Source organism: Halomonas sp. LMYGS-3, assembly GCF_059509875.1.
Genome location: NZ_JCAKFQ010000025.1, coordinates 1 through 15295 on the forward strand (window position 1 = coordinate 1; position 15295 = coordinate 15295).

Consider the following 15295-nt stretch of genomic DNA (forward strand, 5'->3'; position numbering starts at 1 on the left):
GTTGGCGACCAGGGTTTCGACGAACGCCTCGGAGGGGGTCATGGTCTGCTTGCCCTGCACGACGCGGCGGGTGTCTTGGGGATCGGGGGTGCTCATCGGGGTCCTCCTCGGCGCATCGCCGAATAGCGTTTTTGTGGTACAAAAAGTTCCGATTACCGAAACATGGTCAGAATCTAGCGCCCACAAACGACAACGTCAACATGAAATCTCGAAAAACGATACGATTTGATTTGTTTTCAGAAACAAGGTTACTCTCTCCCCACATGCTCCATGAACGAACCCAGGCCACCCGGCCGAGGAGACAGCGATGACGGATCTTCTTACTGCTCGCCCCGACACCCTGCTGTCGGCACGGGAACTGTTCGACATCGACAGCGATCTGCAGGTGCCCGCCTTCCACGAACGCAGCGAGTACGTGCCGGAGGTCGACGAGGCCTATCGCTTCAACCCCGATGTCACGTTGGCCATCCTGGCTGGCTTCACCCGCAACCGCCGAGTGATGGTTCAGGGCCTGCATGGCACCGGCAAGTCGACCCACATCGAGCAGGTGGCGGCCCGGCTCAACTGGCCCTGCCTGAGGGTCAACCTGGACGGCCATATAAGCCGCCTGGACCTGGTGGGCAAGGACACCATCGTGGTACGCGACGGCCTGCAGGTGACGGAGTTCCAGGAGGGAATCGTTCCCTGGTCACTGCAGCGCCCCGTGGCACTGATCTTCGACGAGTACGACGCCGGGCGGCCCGACGTGATGTTCGTCATCCAGCGCATCCTCGAGCGAGACGGCCAGTTCTCGCTGCTCGACCAGAACCGGGTGATCAACCCGCATCCCCACTTCCGGCTGTTCGCCACCGCCAACACCGTGGGGCTGGGCAACCTGTCAGGGCTGTATCAAGGCACCCAGGTACTCAACCATGCGCAGATCGACCGCTGGAACATCGTCGCCAATCTGGACTACCTCTCCGCCGAGGAGGAGATCGAGATCGTGCTGGCCCGGGTGCCCCACAAGGCCACCGAGAAGGGCCGCAAACTCATCGCCTCCATGGTGGCGGTCGCCAACCTCACCCGTCAGGGCTTCGCCGCCGGTGACCTGTCCACGCTGATGTCGCCGCGCACAGTGATCACCTGGGCCGAGAACTGCGAGATCTTCCGCAACCCGGCCCTGGCCTTCCGCCTCTCCTTTCTCAACAAGTGCGACGAGGCGGAGCGGTGGATCGTTGCCGAGTACTACCAGCGCTGCTTCGGCGAGGAGCTCGACGAGTCCTGGCTGCACGAGAGTGCTGCCTCATGACGGCCAGCGCCCAGCAGCAGGCACGCCGCCAGCAGCGGGTCGAAGCGCTCTGCGCGGCGACACTGCGCGCGCTCACCGGGCAGCCCGACCTGCACTATCGTGGCAAGCGGCTCTACCGGGGCGAGCGCTTCCTGCCGATGCATGCCCCTCACCAGCGCGTCGACCCGGCGCTGGCGCCCTTCGCCGACTGTCGTGCCGCCGCCGACGGCATGGCGCTGCGCCTGCGGCACTCCGACCCCGACCTCCACCAGCGCTGCTGTCCCGAGGCCCCAATCGCCCGGCTGATCTTCGAGTTGCTCGAGCAGCTGCGCGTCGAAACCCTGGTGCCGGATGGCCTGCCCGGCATGGCCAGCAACCTGAGGCGTCGCTTCACGCACTGGTCGCGGGACTTCCACCGTTCCGGCCACACCGAAGGCAGCATCGGCATGCTGCTCTACACCGTGGCCCAGATGTGCTGGTCGCGGCTGAATGCCTGTCGCGTGCTCGAGGAGACCGAGGACTACATCGAGGGCACCCGGGCCTCACTGGTGGGGGCCATGGGCAGCGCGCTGGTCGGCATTCGCCGCCACCGCCACGACCAGCAAGCGTTCGCCCCCCACGCCTTGGCAATCGCCAGACTGATCGACGGACTCGTCGAGGCCGAGCGTGCCGACGCGCCCGAGGGCAGAGACGAGACTGACGAACAGGCAGTGAAGGAGGGCTTCTCCCTGCTGCTGGACTTCGACCAGGACGCCGGCGATGACGAGGGGTTTGCCACGGCACGCAGCGGCGCCAGCAAGGCCTTCGCGGAGAGTGACCAGGCCTATCGCGTCTACACGACCCGCTATGACCGGGAAGTGGCCGCTGGCCGCCTGGTACGTCGGGCGCTGCTCGACGAATACCGTGAGCGCCTGGACAAGGGCATCACCGAACAGGGCATCAACCTGCCGCGACTGGCACGCCAGTTGGGCGCGGTACTCGCCAAGCCACAGCGCGACGGCTGGCGCTTCGGCGAGGAAGAGGGCCGCATCGACGGCCGCCGCCTCGCCCAGTTGGTCAGCTCGCCCGCCGAACGGCGGCTGTTCTGCCAGGAGCAGTACCGCTCCACGGCCGACTGCGTGGTCAGCCTGCTGATCGACTGCTCGGGGTCGATGCGCCACCAGATCGAGCCGCTGGCCATGCTGGCCGACTGCCTGATCCGCGCCCTCGAAATGATCGGCGCGCGCAGCGAACTGCTCGGCTTCACCACCGGCGCCTGGAACGGCGGCAAGCCCTACCAGGAGTGGATGAGACAGGGCCGGCCCCGTCACCCCGGGCGACTCAACGAGGTCTGCCACCTGGTGTTCAAGGAAGCCGACCGTGGCTGGCGACGCAGCCGCCGCGACATCGCCGCCCTGCTCAAGGCCGATCTCTTCCGCGAGGGTATCGACGGCGAGGCGGTGGAGTGGGCGTGCAACCGGCTGCAGGCTCGCAGCGAAGCACGCAAGATCCTGATCGTGATCTCCGATGGCTGTCCGGCCGACAGCGCCACCGGCCTGGCCAACGACGCCTACTACCTGGACAACCACCTCAAGGAAGTCGTGGCCCGACGCAGCCAGCAAGGCGAGGTGGAGATCCTGGGGCTCGGCGTGGGGCTGGATCTCAGCCCCTTCTATCGCCGTTGTCTGGCCACCGACATGTCCCAGACGCTCGACAGCCAGTTATTCTCGGAAATCGTGCAACTCATCGGCGGCCGCCATCGGCGCTGAGCGACAGGAGGTCGAATATGGCCAAGACCCGCATGGTGACCCAGTTCGGCATGGGCACCTCGATCCGCAGCCACCACTATACCGAGGCGGCGGCACGGGCGATCCGCGATGCCCTGTGGCACAACTCGCTCAACGTCGCCGACGCCTTCGGCTTTCCCAAGGAGGCGATGCTGATCGAAGTGGAGATCGGTATCCAGCAGCCCGAGGCCGTGGATACCGAGGCGCTGCTGGGCATCTTTCCCTACGGCCAGCCGCGGATCTCGGTGGTCAAGGGCGGCCTCGACGTCGATAAACCGGACGGCTCGGGTACCACCGTGGTCGCCAATGCCGCCGTCATCGTCTCCTTCGACATGGAGCGGAGCCATGACTGAGCGTCGTATCATCCTCGAGATGGGGACCGGCAACGATCTCTACGGCGAGGACTACACCAAGGCGGCCTGTCGCGCGGTGCAGGACGCGCTGCACCACTCCTCGATCGTGCTGTTCAAGTCACTGGGCATTGACCACCAGGAGATGCGCGTGCAGGTCACCATCGGCGTGCAGCAACCCGAGCGGGTCGACGTCGACGTGGTCACGGCCGAACTGCCTCGCGGCCGGGCCGAGGTCAACGTCGTGCACGGCGGGCTCAATGTTCACGACCCGGACAACGACACTACCCATGTGATTGCCACGGCGGCGATTGCCGCCCTGCTGCCGATCGACCCTGCGCGGTGGCGGTTGAGTGCGGGCAGGGACTGATGGGCGCGATGGGCTGACGCTGTCAGTTTCCGCCTCTTCCATTCGCTGCCGGCCACAGGTGCCATCATTGTCTCCCGACTGGCCCCAACGCCAGGGAGCCAGCCCTGCCAGGGTCATGACTAGCGAGACGATAGCTCACCACTCGACGGAAGGCCGAGCGGCCTGACCCTGGCCCTGATACAACGACAACGACTCGCGAGGCACCCTGCTTATGAGTCTCCCTCTTCCCCACCCATCGCGGGCACGGACCTGGGCATTGCCCCCACTGCTGAGCGCGACGTCCAGCGCCCAGGCAGCCTGTATCGACCAGGCCGCCGAGGCCGGTATCGGCTCATCGGCCATCGCCCATGCCGCGGTGCGCACTCGACAGCCGATGACCGAAGGCTATGTCTCGCTGCTCGAGCCCCTGGTCGACACCATCATCATCTGCAGCCTGACCGGCCTGGTGATCGTCACCACGCTCTACTACGATCCGGCCCTCACCAACGGGGCTGGCGGCATCGAGATGACCTCACGGGCCTTCGAGCGCAACGTGGCCTGGTTTCCGCTGCCGCTGTCGGTGGCGGCCCTGCTGTTCGCCTTCTCCACCGCCATCTCCTGGTCCTACTACGGCCTCAAGGGCTGGAGCTACCTGTTCGGGGAGGGGCGGCTGGGACGCAACCTGTTCAAGGGGCTGTTCTGTACCTTCATCGTGATCGGCTCGATGATCCAGCTGCAGTCGATGCTCGACCTCTCCGATGCGCTGGTGTTCGTGATCTGCGTGCCCAACATCCTCGGCATCTATCTGCTGGCACCGGTGATCAAGCGGGAACTGAAGCGCTACCACCGCAGACTGGCCAGCGGCGAGATCCTCGATCCTCGCGCTCGCGCATCGCTGCCGCCGGCCACTGCCACATCAACGAAGGCCTCTGACCCGACCAATGGCTGAATCCCCTGGTCAGGGGCCTCGAGCCAGGACGTGTCTAGTGAAGTCTGCCAAGACCAGGCCGATGCGGATCGCCGTCAGCACGGATAAGACGCGACGGCAGCCCGAGGTGGCGGCGTCATCCCCCCTCCTTGGGCGCGTGCCTCGTTCGCCGCCACATATAACCTAATGATCTATCAATTTTTCTATTTATTCCTTTTAACCGATCATTGGCTCTTTATACTGCGAGGACAAGCCATACGACATGGGAGGCCCGACGTCTCCCAACCTGTCTTCCAGTATCTGGCAGTGGAGGCACGCGCCATGATCGAACCACAACGGACTATCAGCCGTCATCAGCTGGAAGAGCGGATCGCCTACCTGCAGGTGACACTCGCGGCGCTGACCGCGCAGCTGGAGAGCCAGCGCCAACTCGATACGGCCGCAGGGGCGCAAGCCACTCACTCACCTCTTGCCCCCCCCCAACCGGACCCGGTCGAAACTCCCCTGCCGATCGCGGCCGGCTGATCCACCGTCGACTGGCATACGCCCGCGCCGAAAAGGCACGGCGTTAGCCTCTAGTGCCTTGCATTCGGGTGTTCTGTGGGCCGGGCGAGTCGCTGCTGCCCAAGCGGCGCGAAAGACTCGCCAGTGCCTCGTCCGGCGAGGTGAAGCAGTTCGTCTCGGTGAGCGTCTCGCAATAGCGGGCCTGGCGCAGCAGTGTCAGCGCCGACGGCTTGAAGTTGCAGAAGTACAGCTCGCCGCCCAACGCCCGCAGCCGATCGACCTCGCGGGCCAGCAGTTCCGCACCGGCGAAGTCGATGAAGTTGACCCCCTGACCGACCAGCACAATGTGCCGATAGCCCTCGGCGGTCTGCTGGTGCAGCGTCCACTGCACATGATCCACGGCGCCGAAATACAGCGATCCCTCGAGTCTGAGCACCTGCACCTGGCCATCGGGTAGCCGACCGGGAGCGGCCGGCACCGCGTACGGCGCGCCGGCGACCGATTCGGGAGCGAGTGGCACCAGCGGCGGCTGCGCGGTGCGCTTGAGGTAGAGGACGAGGGACAGCAGTACACCCAGGTAGATGGCGAACTCCAGGGCCAGCAACAAGGTCGAGGCGAAGGTCACCCCCAGGATGGCCGTCTCGCCGCGGCTGATACTCACCAGGTCACGGATCTCGTGCCAGTCGATCAGGTTCCAGGCGATCAGTAACACGATGCCCGCCATCGCCGGCATCGGCAGGTGGCGGGTAATGCCCGGTGCCAGTAGCAGGATTCCCACCAGGATGACCGAGGCGAACACTGCCGCCAACGGGGTGCGGGCCCCGGCATCGTAGTTGGCACCGCTGCGGGTGAAGGAGCCGGACCCGGCGTAACAGGAGAAGAAACTGCCCACCACGTTGGACAGCCCCTGCCCCACGAACTCCTGATTGCCGTCGATGCGTTGGTGAGAGCGCATGGCCACGGCCCGGGCGATGGAGACCGCCTCGATCAGCGCGATGATGGCCACGGCCAGGGCCCCGGGGGCCAGCTCGCGCAGGGCCTCGAGGGACAGGATCGGCATCGAGGGCGGCGGCAGTTGGGCGGGCATGGCGCCCACCATGGGCACACCGCGTTCGACCCCACCGATTCCCCAGGCAAAGAGGCCACCCACCGCCATGGCGAGCAACATGTAGGGCCAACGCGGACACAAGCGACGAATCAGGAGTGCGCTGCCCAGTGTCACCAGGCCGACGGCCAGCACGGCGAAATTGGTCTCGGGCAGGGCCCTCGCCACATCGATCAGGGACGGGATGAATGCCTGTCCTGAGGGCAGCTCGACCCCGAAGAGGTGCCGCAATTGACTGGTGGCAATGAGCACGGCGGCACCGGCGGTAAAGCCGATCACCACCGTATGGGAGATGAAGTTGACCAGCGCCCCGAGACGCACCAGCCCCAGCGCCAGCTGGATGAGCCCCGTCAGCAGGGTCAAGGTAATCACGTAGGGGATGAACTCGGGGCTGTCAGGCGAGACCACGCCGGAAACCACACTGAACACGACGATGGAGATCGCCGCCGTGGGCCCCGATACCAGATGCCGCGACGAACCGAACAGGCCGGCCACGATGGCCGTGACAATCGCCGTATAGAGCCCGTACTGGGGCGGCAGCCCGGCAATCAGGGCATACGCCACCCCCTGCGGCAGCACGATCACCGCCCCGGTCAGACCGGCCATCAGGTCGGCACGCAGGGTGGATCGATCCACCCCGGGCAGCCAGGTCAGAAAGGGGAAGAGTCGCGCCAGCCGCGGAGAGGAGGAGCGTTTCATGAGGCCTCCCAATCCCGGCTCAGCACTGCTGGCGACCGTAATACAGGTTGACCACGTGGCGCGCCTCGGCGAAGAACAGCCAGCGCTCCGCCAGTAATCCGACGATCACCACCAATGGCGCCAGAAGCGCCACCATGGCGATATCTGTCCGCAGGAGTACCACCAGCATCAGGAACGGCAGGATGAAGCCACAGAGATGGACGACCAGACGGAGTTGCAGGATCCGTTCTGCCGCCGCCTGGAAGCTGAATTCGCGGTTGAGGAAGCTGTCGCTGCTCTGGCCTGGCTCGAGCATCTTGATACGCGAGCGCGTGATGCCCAGCGCGGTATTGATGGTGGGCCCCTGGGGCTTGCCGATCCAGAAGTAATAGACGCCCTTGGCGATCCCCGCGATCACCAGCAGCACCAGCGCCATCGTTGCCACGGTTTCCGCGTTCCCCCCGAACGCCACGGTCAGGGCGGTCAGTAGTACCGCCCCGGAGGCGAGCCCGAGCAGCAGGTAGTTGGCGGGCACCAGAGGGCTGTTCCACTGCGGGATGGTGCGCAGGCTGGCGTAGATCATCCCGGTGGCGAACACCGTGACGAGCGCCAGCAGCATCGCCAGGGTGCCGGCGATCGCCGACCACCAGGCCAGCTCGCCCCCTGAGAGCCACAGCCCCAACGCGTAGAGCATCACGCACGGGTAGAACAGCACCGAGAAGACCGCCTCGCGCGACAGCCAGGAGGTGCGGAAGCGAAAGAAGGCGCGCCAGGCATTCCTGGGGTTGGCGAGGTGCAGCGTGGACGCCAGCAGCCCCAGAGTGGCCAGCAAGACGCCGACGATGATCGCGGCCAGGGTGCCCGACCCGCCCATTCCCGGCACGCCACCCAACAGGTGAAGCGAGATCGTGAGCATGACGAGACCGAAGCCGGCGCCGGACGCGACGGTAAAGAAGATGACGGACAACGCAGGATGCATGTGAACTCTCCTGTTAGCGCGAGACGCTCTTGCCGATCCAGCTCTTGAAGCGCTCGGTCAGCGATGGCAGGGGGGTGCCCGGCGTGGTCTCCGCATGGGGCTTGTGGCGTGGCGGCAGGTAGTGATTGACCGGGTTGTAGCCGAGCTCGGACATGGGTTGGTGACCGTTACGCTCACGCACCAGCCGGCTGACCTCGGAATCCGGGTCATCGAAGTCGCCGAACACCCGCGCACTGGTGGGACAGGTGATCACGCAGGCCGGCTGCCGATCGGCCTCGGGCAGCAGCTCGTCGTAGATGCGATCCACGCACAGGGTGCACTTCTTCATCGTCCCGACGGCTTCGTCGAGCTCGCGGGCGCCATAGGGACACGCCCAGGCGCAGAGGTTGCAGCCCATGCACTTGTCCTGGTCGACCAGCACGATGCCGTCCTCCTCACGCTTGAAGGAGGCACCGGTGGGACACACCGTGACGCAATCCGCCGTTTCGCAGTGCATGCACGACATGGGCATGTTGATGGTCTTGTTGTTGGGGTAGGTGTCCACCTCGTAGGTACGCACCCGGTTGAAGGCGACGCCACTGGGTTCCTTGCCGTAAGGCTGGTAGTCGGTCAGCGGGCCCAGGGTCCCCGAGGTGTTCCACTGCTTGCAGGCCACCACGCAGGCGTGGCAGCCCACGCAGGTGTCCGTATCGATGACCAGGCCGAGTTTCATGTCTACCTCCGCTTGATGATGTCCAGGAGAGAGCGACGCAGGGGCACCGCTTCATGGGTCTGATAGCGAAGCTGATCGGGTGGGGGCGTGGCGCCGGGCAGCGGTTTCACGGTGGCGAAATGCGGCCAGCTGCTGCCCGCCTCGTCCGGCTCAGCCGGGGTGATGCTCACCTGGAGGTCGTACCAGGCGGCCTGGCCGGTGACCGGATCGGAGTTGGTCAGGCGCCGCTCGTCATCAGCGGCCGGCAGCAGCTCCGAGATCAGGTGGTTCATCAGGAAGCCGCGCTGCGATTCGGGGGCATCCGCTGACAGGCCCCAGGCCCCGCTCTGCTTGCCGATCGCATTCCAGGTCCACACCGTGTCTTCCTGGCACCCCTCCATCAGCTTGACCTGCACCCGGATACGGCCGTGATGCGATTCGACCCATACCCAGCTCTTGTCCTCGATCCCGAGGCGCTCGCCCTGGCCGCGGTTCATGAACAGGAAGTTCTCCGCGGTGATCTGACGCAGCCAGGCATTCTGTGAGTCCCAGGAGTGATACATGTGCATCGGGCGCTGGTTGATGGCATGGAAGGGGTAACGTTCCCGTGCCACGCGCTGTTCCTCCAGCGGCACATAGTACTGGGGCAGCGGATCGAAGTACTGCACCAGCCGCTCGCGGTCTACCGTCTCGGGCGGCAGCGGGCCGGCGTAGAGCCCCTGCCCAGCCAGGCGGAACTTCTGCAGCACTTCGGAGTAGAGCTCCATGACGATGGGCTCGCTCGAGGGGTTGAACCCCACCTCCTTGGCCCACTTCAGGTAGTCGCGGTTGGCGAAGCGGTAGAAGCGCATCGACTCAGGCAAGTGATACTGGAAGAACCCACCGTTTTCCTTGTACTTCTCCCACTGCTGCGGGTTCGGCGCCCCGCGCAGGTGCTGGGTGCCGTCCTCGCCACGCCAGCCGGCGAGGAAGCCGATGCCGGGGGCCTTCTCCCAGCGGGTGATGAAATCGGTGTAACCGCGGTACTTGGGCTGGCCCTGCTCATCGACGAAGGCCGGAAAGCCCAGCCGCCCGGCGAGATCCACCATGACCTCCTGCCAGGGCCGCACGTTGCGGTCCGGCACCAGCACCGGCACGCGCACGGCGTCGCACGGCGCGTCCGGCTCGGAGATCGGCCGGTCGAGCATGGAGATGGCGTCGTGACGTTCCAGATAGGTGGTATCCGGCAGCACCAGATCGGCGAAATTCACCGTCTCGGAGTGGAAGGCATCCACCACCACCAGGAAGGGCAGCTTGTAGTCGCCGTTGGCGTCCTTGGCCCGCAGCATGTCCTGCACGCTGTTGGTGTTCATGGTCGAGTTCCAGGCCATGTTGGCCATGAACAGGATCAGCGTGTCGATGGGGTAAGGGTCGCCGTTGACCGCATTGGTGATGACCATGTGCATCAGTCCGTGGTTGGCCAGCGGCGCCTCCCACGAATAGGCCTTGTCGATACGCAGCGGGCGGCCCTCGGCATCGATGACCAGGTCCTCGGGCGACGTCGGAAAGCCCAGCGGCGGTGCCGTCAGGGGGGTATTCGGCGCCGTGTCGCGTGCGGGCTTGACGGGGGGCGGCGTATGCCGGGGAAATGGCGCCTTGGCCCGATGCCCTCCCGGCACGTCGATGGTGCCCAGGAAGACCTGCAGCAGATGCAGTGCCCGGCAGGTCTGGAAGCCGTTGGAGTGGGCCGAGATGCCGCGCATGGCGTGCATGGCCACCGGACGACCGATGAAGCGGTCATGCTTGCGTCCGGCCCAGTCGGTCCACTCGCAGGCGATCTCGATGGTCTCCTTGAAGGCCACATGAGCCATCTCGAGCGCCAGGCGCTCGATGGTGTCCGCCGGGAGACCGCACACCTCCGCCGCCCTTGCCGGGGCATACTGCGGATCGAGATACTTCTCGGCGATCAGCGTCATTACGGTGCGCGCCCGGCGGCCATCGGGCAGGGTGTACTCGCCAAACAGCGCCGCCTCGACCTCGGGCATCATGCCATTGACGAACACCTCCTGGGCGGTGTCCCAGACCAGCGGCTGGCCCTCGTCGTCGCGGGCGATCAGGCCATCATCGGCATGGCCGGGATTGTCGATCACCAGGAACGGTGCGTTGGTGTAGCGTCCCAGGTACTCCCAGTCCACCAGGTCTCGGCTGAGCAGTACATGGCACATGGAGAGCGCGAGCATGCCGTCGGTCCCGGGGCGAATCGGTACCCACTCATCGGCGACGGCCTGGTAGCCGGTGCGCACGGGGTTGACCGCGACGAACTTGGCCCCGCGGCGCTTGAGTTTCTCGATGCCGATCTTGATCGGGTTGGAGGCATGATCCTCGGCCACCCCCCACAGCATGAAGTACTTGGCCCGGTCCCAGTCGGGGTCACCGAACTCCCAGAACGACTGGCCGATGCTGTAGAGCCCCGCGGCGGCCATGTTCACCGAGCAGAAGCCGCCATGGGCGGCCCAGTTGATGGTGCCGAACTGCTGGGCCCAAAGCCCGGTGAGGGCCTGCATCTGATCGCGGCCGGTGAAGAAGGCGAGCTTCTTGGGGTCGGTGGCGCGGATCTCACGCAGGCGTTCGGTGAGGACTTCCAGCGCCTCGTCCCAGGAAACCTCGACGAACTCGCCGGCGCCGCGCTCGGTGCCCGGCTTGCGCATCAGCGGGTTGCGCAGCTTGGCCGGCGACATCTGCTTCATGATGCCGGCATTACCCTTGGCACAGAGCACCCCCTTGTTGATGGGGTGGTCGGGGTTGCCGCGGATGAAGCGCACCCGGTTGTCCTCCACGGTCACCTCGATGCCGCAGCGGCAGGCGCACATGTAGCAGGTGGTGTGGTGCTTCTCCTGGGCCGAATGATCTTCGAAAGATGGCAGCTCCCGAGCGGCGGAAGCCGCATCCGCACTTGGCACGGCACCATTCGGCGCGAAGAGCATTTGCAGGGCTTTATCGAACACGGGTTGCCTCCTTCGAGCTGCCATCCGGCTTGGCGCCGATTCCGAAACTGCTGGTCATCAGTGAGCCCGGTGCATTAAAAAGGGCATAAGGTAATTTCCATATCGAGCTTAGCTGCGGCTAAACTATAGTGACAGTTCATGGAAGTTAATCTTGCATAACCCTGGGTAATGAAGATGAACCTGCACCTGCTCCGAATCTTCGTCGCCGTGGTCGATGCCGGCAGTTTCTCTCGTGCCGCGGAAGCGCTGGCGATCAGCCAGCCCGCCGTCTCCAAGGCGGTGCGTGAGCTCGAGTCACAGTTGGAAACCACCCTGCTGGATCGCCAGGGCCGCTCGTTCCGACCGAGCGAGCCCGGCCAGGCCCTCCATACCTACGGCAGGAGCATCTTCGCGCTTGAGCGAGAGGCCCACGAGGCGGTGGCTGCCTTCTACGGCCTCGAGCGCGGGCGGCTAACGATCGGCGCCAGCACGACCATCGCCACCTACTGGCTCCCGCCGCTGGTCGCTGAATTTCATCGCCGCCACCCCCGTATCGAGATACGGCTGGTCAGCGAGAACACAAAGCAGATCATTGAATCGCTGATCGACTGTCAGGTGGATGTCGCGCTGGTAGAAGGGATGACGGCCGACCCACGTGTCGAGGCACGCCCCTGGTTCGAGGAGGAGATGGTGGTCATCGCCGCCGACTCACCTGAGCCAAACCAGCAGCCGACAGAGACGACGTCGCCTGCGGCAGAGCCGGTGTGGGTGGTACGCGAGCCCGGCTCGGGCACCCGGGAAGCCACCGACGCGCTATTGGGAGAGCTGGGCATGGCGAGCCCGCAAACCATCGAGGTCGGTAGCAACGAGGCGATCGTCCAGACCGTCTCATCGGGAATCGGGCTCGGCCTGGTCCCCCGCATCTGTGCCAGGGACCAATTGAGGCTGGGCCAGGTGAGGGAGGTGGACATCGGCAAGCCGGCGATCCAGCGCCAGCTCTACCGGGTGCGGCTACCCCACCGCACGGTCAGCCAGGTGGCGATCGCCTTCGAGGCGCTGCTTGCGACGAAATCATCTATCTAATGAAAACGTGTGAGATATCGCATGAAACGAGCTACCTGTCATAGCGGAAACGCGGTATAAATAATGAAGCCGCCCGTCAGGACCAATATAATGAAAACGAAACGCCGCATGGATGCATCCGACACGTTTGGAGGCAGTCGTCCACCTAACCAGCCGAAAAACATCACAACCGGAATTGACAGAACCCCTAGGCGCACCACGTCAAAACCAACATTCCCCTCAAGCCCTACGACTATCAACCTCCCGACACCTAAAGCGCCAAAAAGAGCAATTAAAGAAACACGAATACTCTCGATACTTAGCGGCTGACGGTAAAGCTGATAGACAAGTGGCGGCGCCGGCACACTGAACAAACCACCAAGGACTCCGCCCACAGCTCCCATGGATATGAAGCTAGATGCACTGGACATTGCTTTTCTTGGCTTTGGCCGCCAGATAAGCACCACCCCCCCACCTACAATCAACAACCCCAGCAATAAACGCAAAACTGCCTCTGCATAAGCGCTGAGGTAGCGAAGCGCTATTACCCCAACGACCATTGCAGGCATCAAACCGACAAGAGTCATGCGTATAATCCACCAATCGGCATTCCTTAAACGTGGCAGCACGACAACACCTCCAAGTGCCACGCTCATGACATTCAATGCCGTGGCAGTTGCAGCGATGGAGCTGATCTCGAGCAAAACCACGGCGCTAAGCACAAATATCCCCAGCGCAAATCCGGTAACGCTCTGAGCATAGGCACCCAAAGCGACGGCAACCAGAAAGAGCGGGAGTGAAGCTTCCATCTACTTTACGTGCCGAACAGCGATGTCATTTCAAGTCGTTGGTGGACTTTCTCGAGAGACATGTTTTGATGGCCTTTTCAATAAAATAGTTAAAGGTTGCGGGGTCTTTCAGCACCATGAAAGTGGGCGATTTATCGATTCCAGCATGGAATTATCCATTACCCCGACACCATGGGAACACCGCCACTGTTTAACCACTCTTCCGTCAGTGCTTCTGAATACCGAGAATTTCCCTGGCTTGCTGCCAGGTAGCTACAGGACGCTCGTATTTTTCGCATAGTTGTGTGACTCGCTTGACAAGTGCAGCATTGGAGGGTGCCAAGGTATCCTTGGTCAGGCGAACATTGTCTTCCATTCCGGTGCGAGTGTGGCCACCTGCGGCAATCGACCATTCGTTGACGACCACTTGCTGTGATCCCATTCCGGCCCCACACCATTGCGATCCCGGCGCAATGCGGTTAAGAGTGTCGATGTAAAAATCGAAGGTTGGCTTATCTACTGGCATAGCGTTTTTGATACCCATGACAAACTGCACGTATAAGGGTGCCTTGATTTTTCCTTGAGCCATCAGGTTTGCCGCCTGATGAATATGTGAAAGATCGAAGGCCTCTACCTCAGGCTTTATATTATATTTCAGCATTTCGCCAGCCAGCCAATCCACCAGCTCCGGAGAATTCTCATAAACTCGGTTGGGAAAGTTATTTGAGCCCACCGAGAGACTGGCCATGTCAGGCTTTAACGGCAACATACCGCCGCGTTCTCGATCGGCCCCCGAACGACCTCCTGTAGAGAATTGCACGATCATCCCGGGACAAAACTTCTCCAACCCCTCCTTCAAGCGTGCAAATTTTTCCGGATCAGAACTGGGTGTTTCATCCTCATTACGCACATGGCAGTGAGCAATACTTGCACCAGCCTCAAAAGCTTCCTGGGTACTCTCTACCTGCTCTTCAATTGTGACAGGAACCGCAGGATTATTGCTTTTCTTAGGGAGGCTACCGGTGATCGCAACACAAATAATGCAAGGATTAGACATCTCGAATTCCTCTTATGGGTTAAACCTTCTTCTCTGCAGAACCATTTGCAAAGCCAGTCGACTGACAGCCACTTACTTCTTAAGAGAGTGGTAATCGGCCACAATCTCGCCTCAGTAGAAATTTCTGTCATGCTCGCCTTCCGCCAGGACGATGCTTCATACCACTGGCCGGGTCTTCGCAAAAGCGGCGTACTCCCGCATTTTTGCCAACATACCCTCCAGGTGCGGGTATGCCGACGGCGTGAACAGTGTGTCGTCGACCAGCGGCAAGAACTCGCAGGCTACGGCGGTACTGATGTCAGCCTGCGTCAGGCGCTCACCCAACATCCACGGCCCCTGAACCTGGCCTTCCAACCACTCGAGTGCCGAGCGGACCTGCCCGCGATTGTGTTCGACCCAAGGTTCATGAATCTTCTCGGGAGGTCTCATGGCCATTTCCCAACGCATCTGACCGGCCTTTTCCATTGCCCCAACGGCAACGGCAGTCAGCCGCAAGGCAGCTCGGCGCAGCTGGCCAGCCGGGGGCATGAGAGCCCGGTCTGGACCCGCCAGCTCATCCAGGTAATCAAGAATGGCCGCACTGTCCACCAGGACCTCCCCTCCCTCAAGTACCAGCGCGGGAATGCGTCCCACCGGATTCAGCCGACGAACCTCATCGAGGTTATTCCACGCCGTCAGCGGCTCGTTCTCGAATTCGAAGTCAAGCATACCCAGCGTGATCGCAACACGCCGAGTAAATGGCGAAAGGTACCTACCGATCAAGAGCATCACCACTCTCCTCATTAATGAGCGAGGGATAGCCGCTTTC

14 protein-coding genes are annotated in these 15295 nt (G+C 63.2%); 7 read left to right on the top strand and 7 right to left on the bottom strand.

What is annotated here, in order from left to right:
- Window positions 1–307 precede the first annotated feature (307 nt).
- The 6 genes from AC5W54_RS18050 to AC5W54_RS18075 all read left to right on the top strand — a co-directional run bounded on the left by AC5W54_RS18050 (window position 308) and on the right by AC5W54_RS18075 (window position 5185).
- Window positions 308–1288 (top strand): AAA family ATPase, encoded by a 981-nt coding sequence (locus AC5W54_RS18050; RefSeq protein WP_495963482.1) that lies wholly within the window; start codon window positions 308–310, stop codon window positions 1286–1288.
- A complete protein-coding gene (locus tag AC5W54_RS18055) occupies window positions 1285–3015 on the top strand; it encodes a cobaltochelatase CobT-related protein (protein WP_495963483.1) in 1731 nt (576 codons plus the stop codon). The genes AC5W54_RS18050 and AC5W54_RS18055 overlap by 4 nt, the downstream gene beginning before the upstream one ends.
- 17 nt (window positions 3016–3032) lie before the next feature.
- Window positions 3033–3386: a Lin0512 family protein gene (locus AC5W54_RS18060; RefSeq protein WP_495963484.1), complete on the top strand. Its 354-nt coding sequence runs from the start codon at window positions 3033–3035 to the stop codon at window positions 3384–3386.
- On the top strand, window positions 3379–3753 hold the full coding sequence (locus AC5W54_RS18065; RefSeq protein ID WP_495963485.1) for a Lin0512 family protein: 375 nt from the start codon (window positions 3379–3381) through the stop codon (window positions 3751–3753). Before AC5W54_RS18060 ends, AC5W54_RS18065 begins: the two co-directional genes overlap by 8 nt.
- A 256-nt stretch (window positions 3754–4009) precedes the next feature.
- Window positions 4010–4681 carry an alanine:cation symporter family protein gene (locus AC5W54_RS18070; protein WP_495963486.1) on the top strand — a complete coding sequence of 224 codons (672 nt, stop codon included), beginning with the start codon at window positions 4010–4012 and terminating at the stop codon, window positions 4679–4681.
- 300 nt (window positions 4682–4981) lie between these two features.
- A complete protein-coding gene (locus AC5W54_RS18075) occupies window positions 4982–5185 on the top strand; it encodes a hypothetical protein (protein ID WP_495963487.1) in 204 nt (67 codons plus the stop codon).
- 43 nt (window positions 5186–5228) lie between these two features.
- Here the strand turns inward: AC5W54_RS18075 and AC5W54_RS18080 are convergent, their stop codons facing one another.
- Genes AC5W54_RS18080 through AC5W54_RS18095 form a run of 4 tightly spaced genes read right to left on the bottom strand, consistent with a single transcriptional unit; the run spans window position 5229 to window position 11601 of the window.
- The gene (locus AC5W54_RS18080; protein ID WP_495963488.1) at window positions 5229–6968 is read right to left on the bottom strand and encodes a SulP family inorganic anion transporter; all 1740 of its coding nucleotides are present in this window, start codon (window positions 6966–6968) and stop codon (window positions 5229–5231) included.
- 19 nt (window positions 6969–6987) lie between these two features.
- Complete coding sequence (locus tag AC5W54_RS18085; RefSeq protein WP_495963489.1) at window positions 6988–7926, bottom strand: dimethyl sulfoxide reductase anchor subunit family protein; 939 nt, start codon at window positions 7924–7926, stop codon at window positions 6988–6990.
- Between the two features lie 13 nt (window positions 7927–7939).
- Entirely contained in the window at window positions 7940–8638 is a 699-nt protein-coding gene (locus AC5W54_RS18090; protein ID WP_282720075.1) for a 4Fe-4S dicluster domain-containing protein, read from the bottom strand.
- 2 nt (window positions 8639–8640) lie between these two features.
- Window positions 8641–11601 carry a molybdopterin oxidoreductase family protein gene (locus AC5W54_RS18095; protein ID WP_495963490.1) on the bottom strand — a complete coding sequence of 987 codons (2961 nt, stop codon included), beginning with the start codon at window positions 11599–11601 and terminating at the stop codon, window positions 8641–8643.
- Window positions 11602–11775: 174 nt separating this feature from the next.
- On the opposite strand from AC5W54_RS18095, the gene AC5W54_RS18100 reads away from it, so the two are divergent.
- The gene (locus AC5W54_RS18100; protein WP_495963491.1) at window positions 11776–12663 is read left to right on the top strand and encodes a LysR substrate-binding domain-containing protein; all 888 of its coding nucleotides are present in this window, start codon (window positions 11776–11778) and stop codon (window positions 12661–12663) included.
- A 38-nt stretch (window positions 12664–12701) separates the two neighbouring features.
- Here the strand turns inward: AC5W54_RS18100 and AC5W54_RS18105 are convergent, their stop codons facing one another.
- The 3 genes from AC5W54_RS18105 to AC5W54_RS18115 form a co-directional block, all read right to left on the bottom strand.
- Entirely contained in the window at window positions 12702–13451 is a 750-nt protein-coding gene (locus tag AC5W54_RS18105) for a TSUP family transporter (protein ID WP_495963492.1), read from the bottom strand.
- Between the two features lie 205 nt (window positions 13452–13656).
- Window positions 13657–14487 carry a 3-oxoadipate:acetyl-CoA acetyltransferase gene (locus AC5W54_RS18110; protein WP_495963493.1) on the bottom strand — a complete coding sequence of 277 codons (831 nt, stop codon included), beginning with the start codon at window positions 14485–14487 and terminating at the stop codon, window positions 13657–13659.
- A gap of 156 nt (window positions 14488–14643) precedes the next feature.
- Window positions 14644–15255, bottom strand: coding sequence for a glutathione S-transferase family protein (locus AC5W54_RS18115; protein WP_495963494.1), 612 nt, complete (start codon window positions 15253–15255; stop codon window positions 14644–14646).
- Between the last annotated feature and the right edge of the window lie 40 nt (window positions 15256–15295).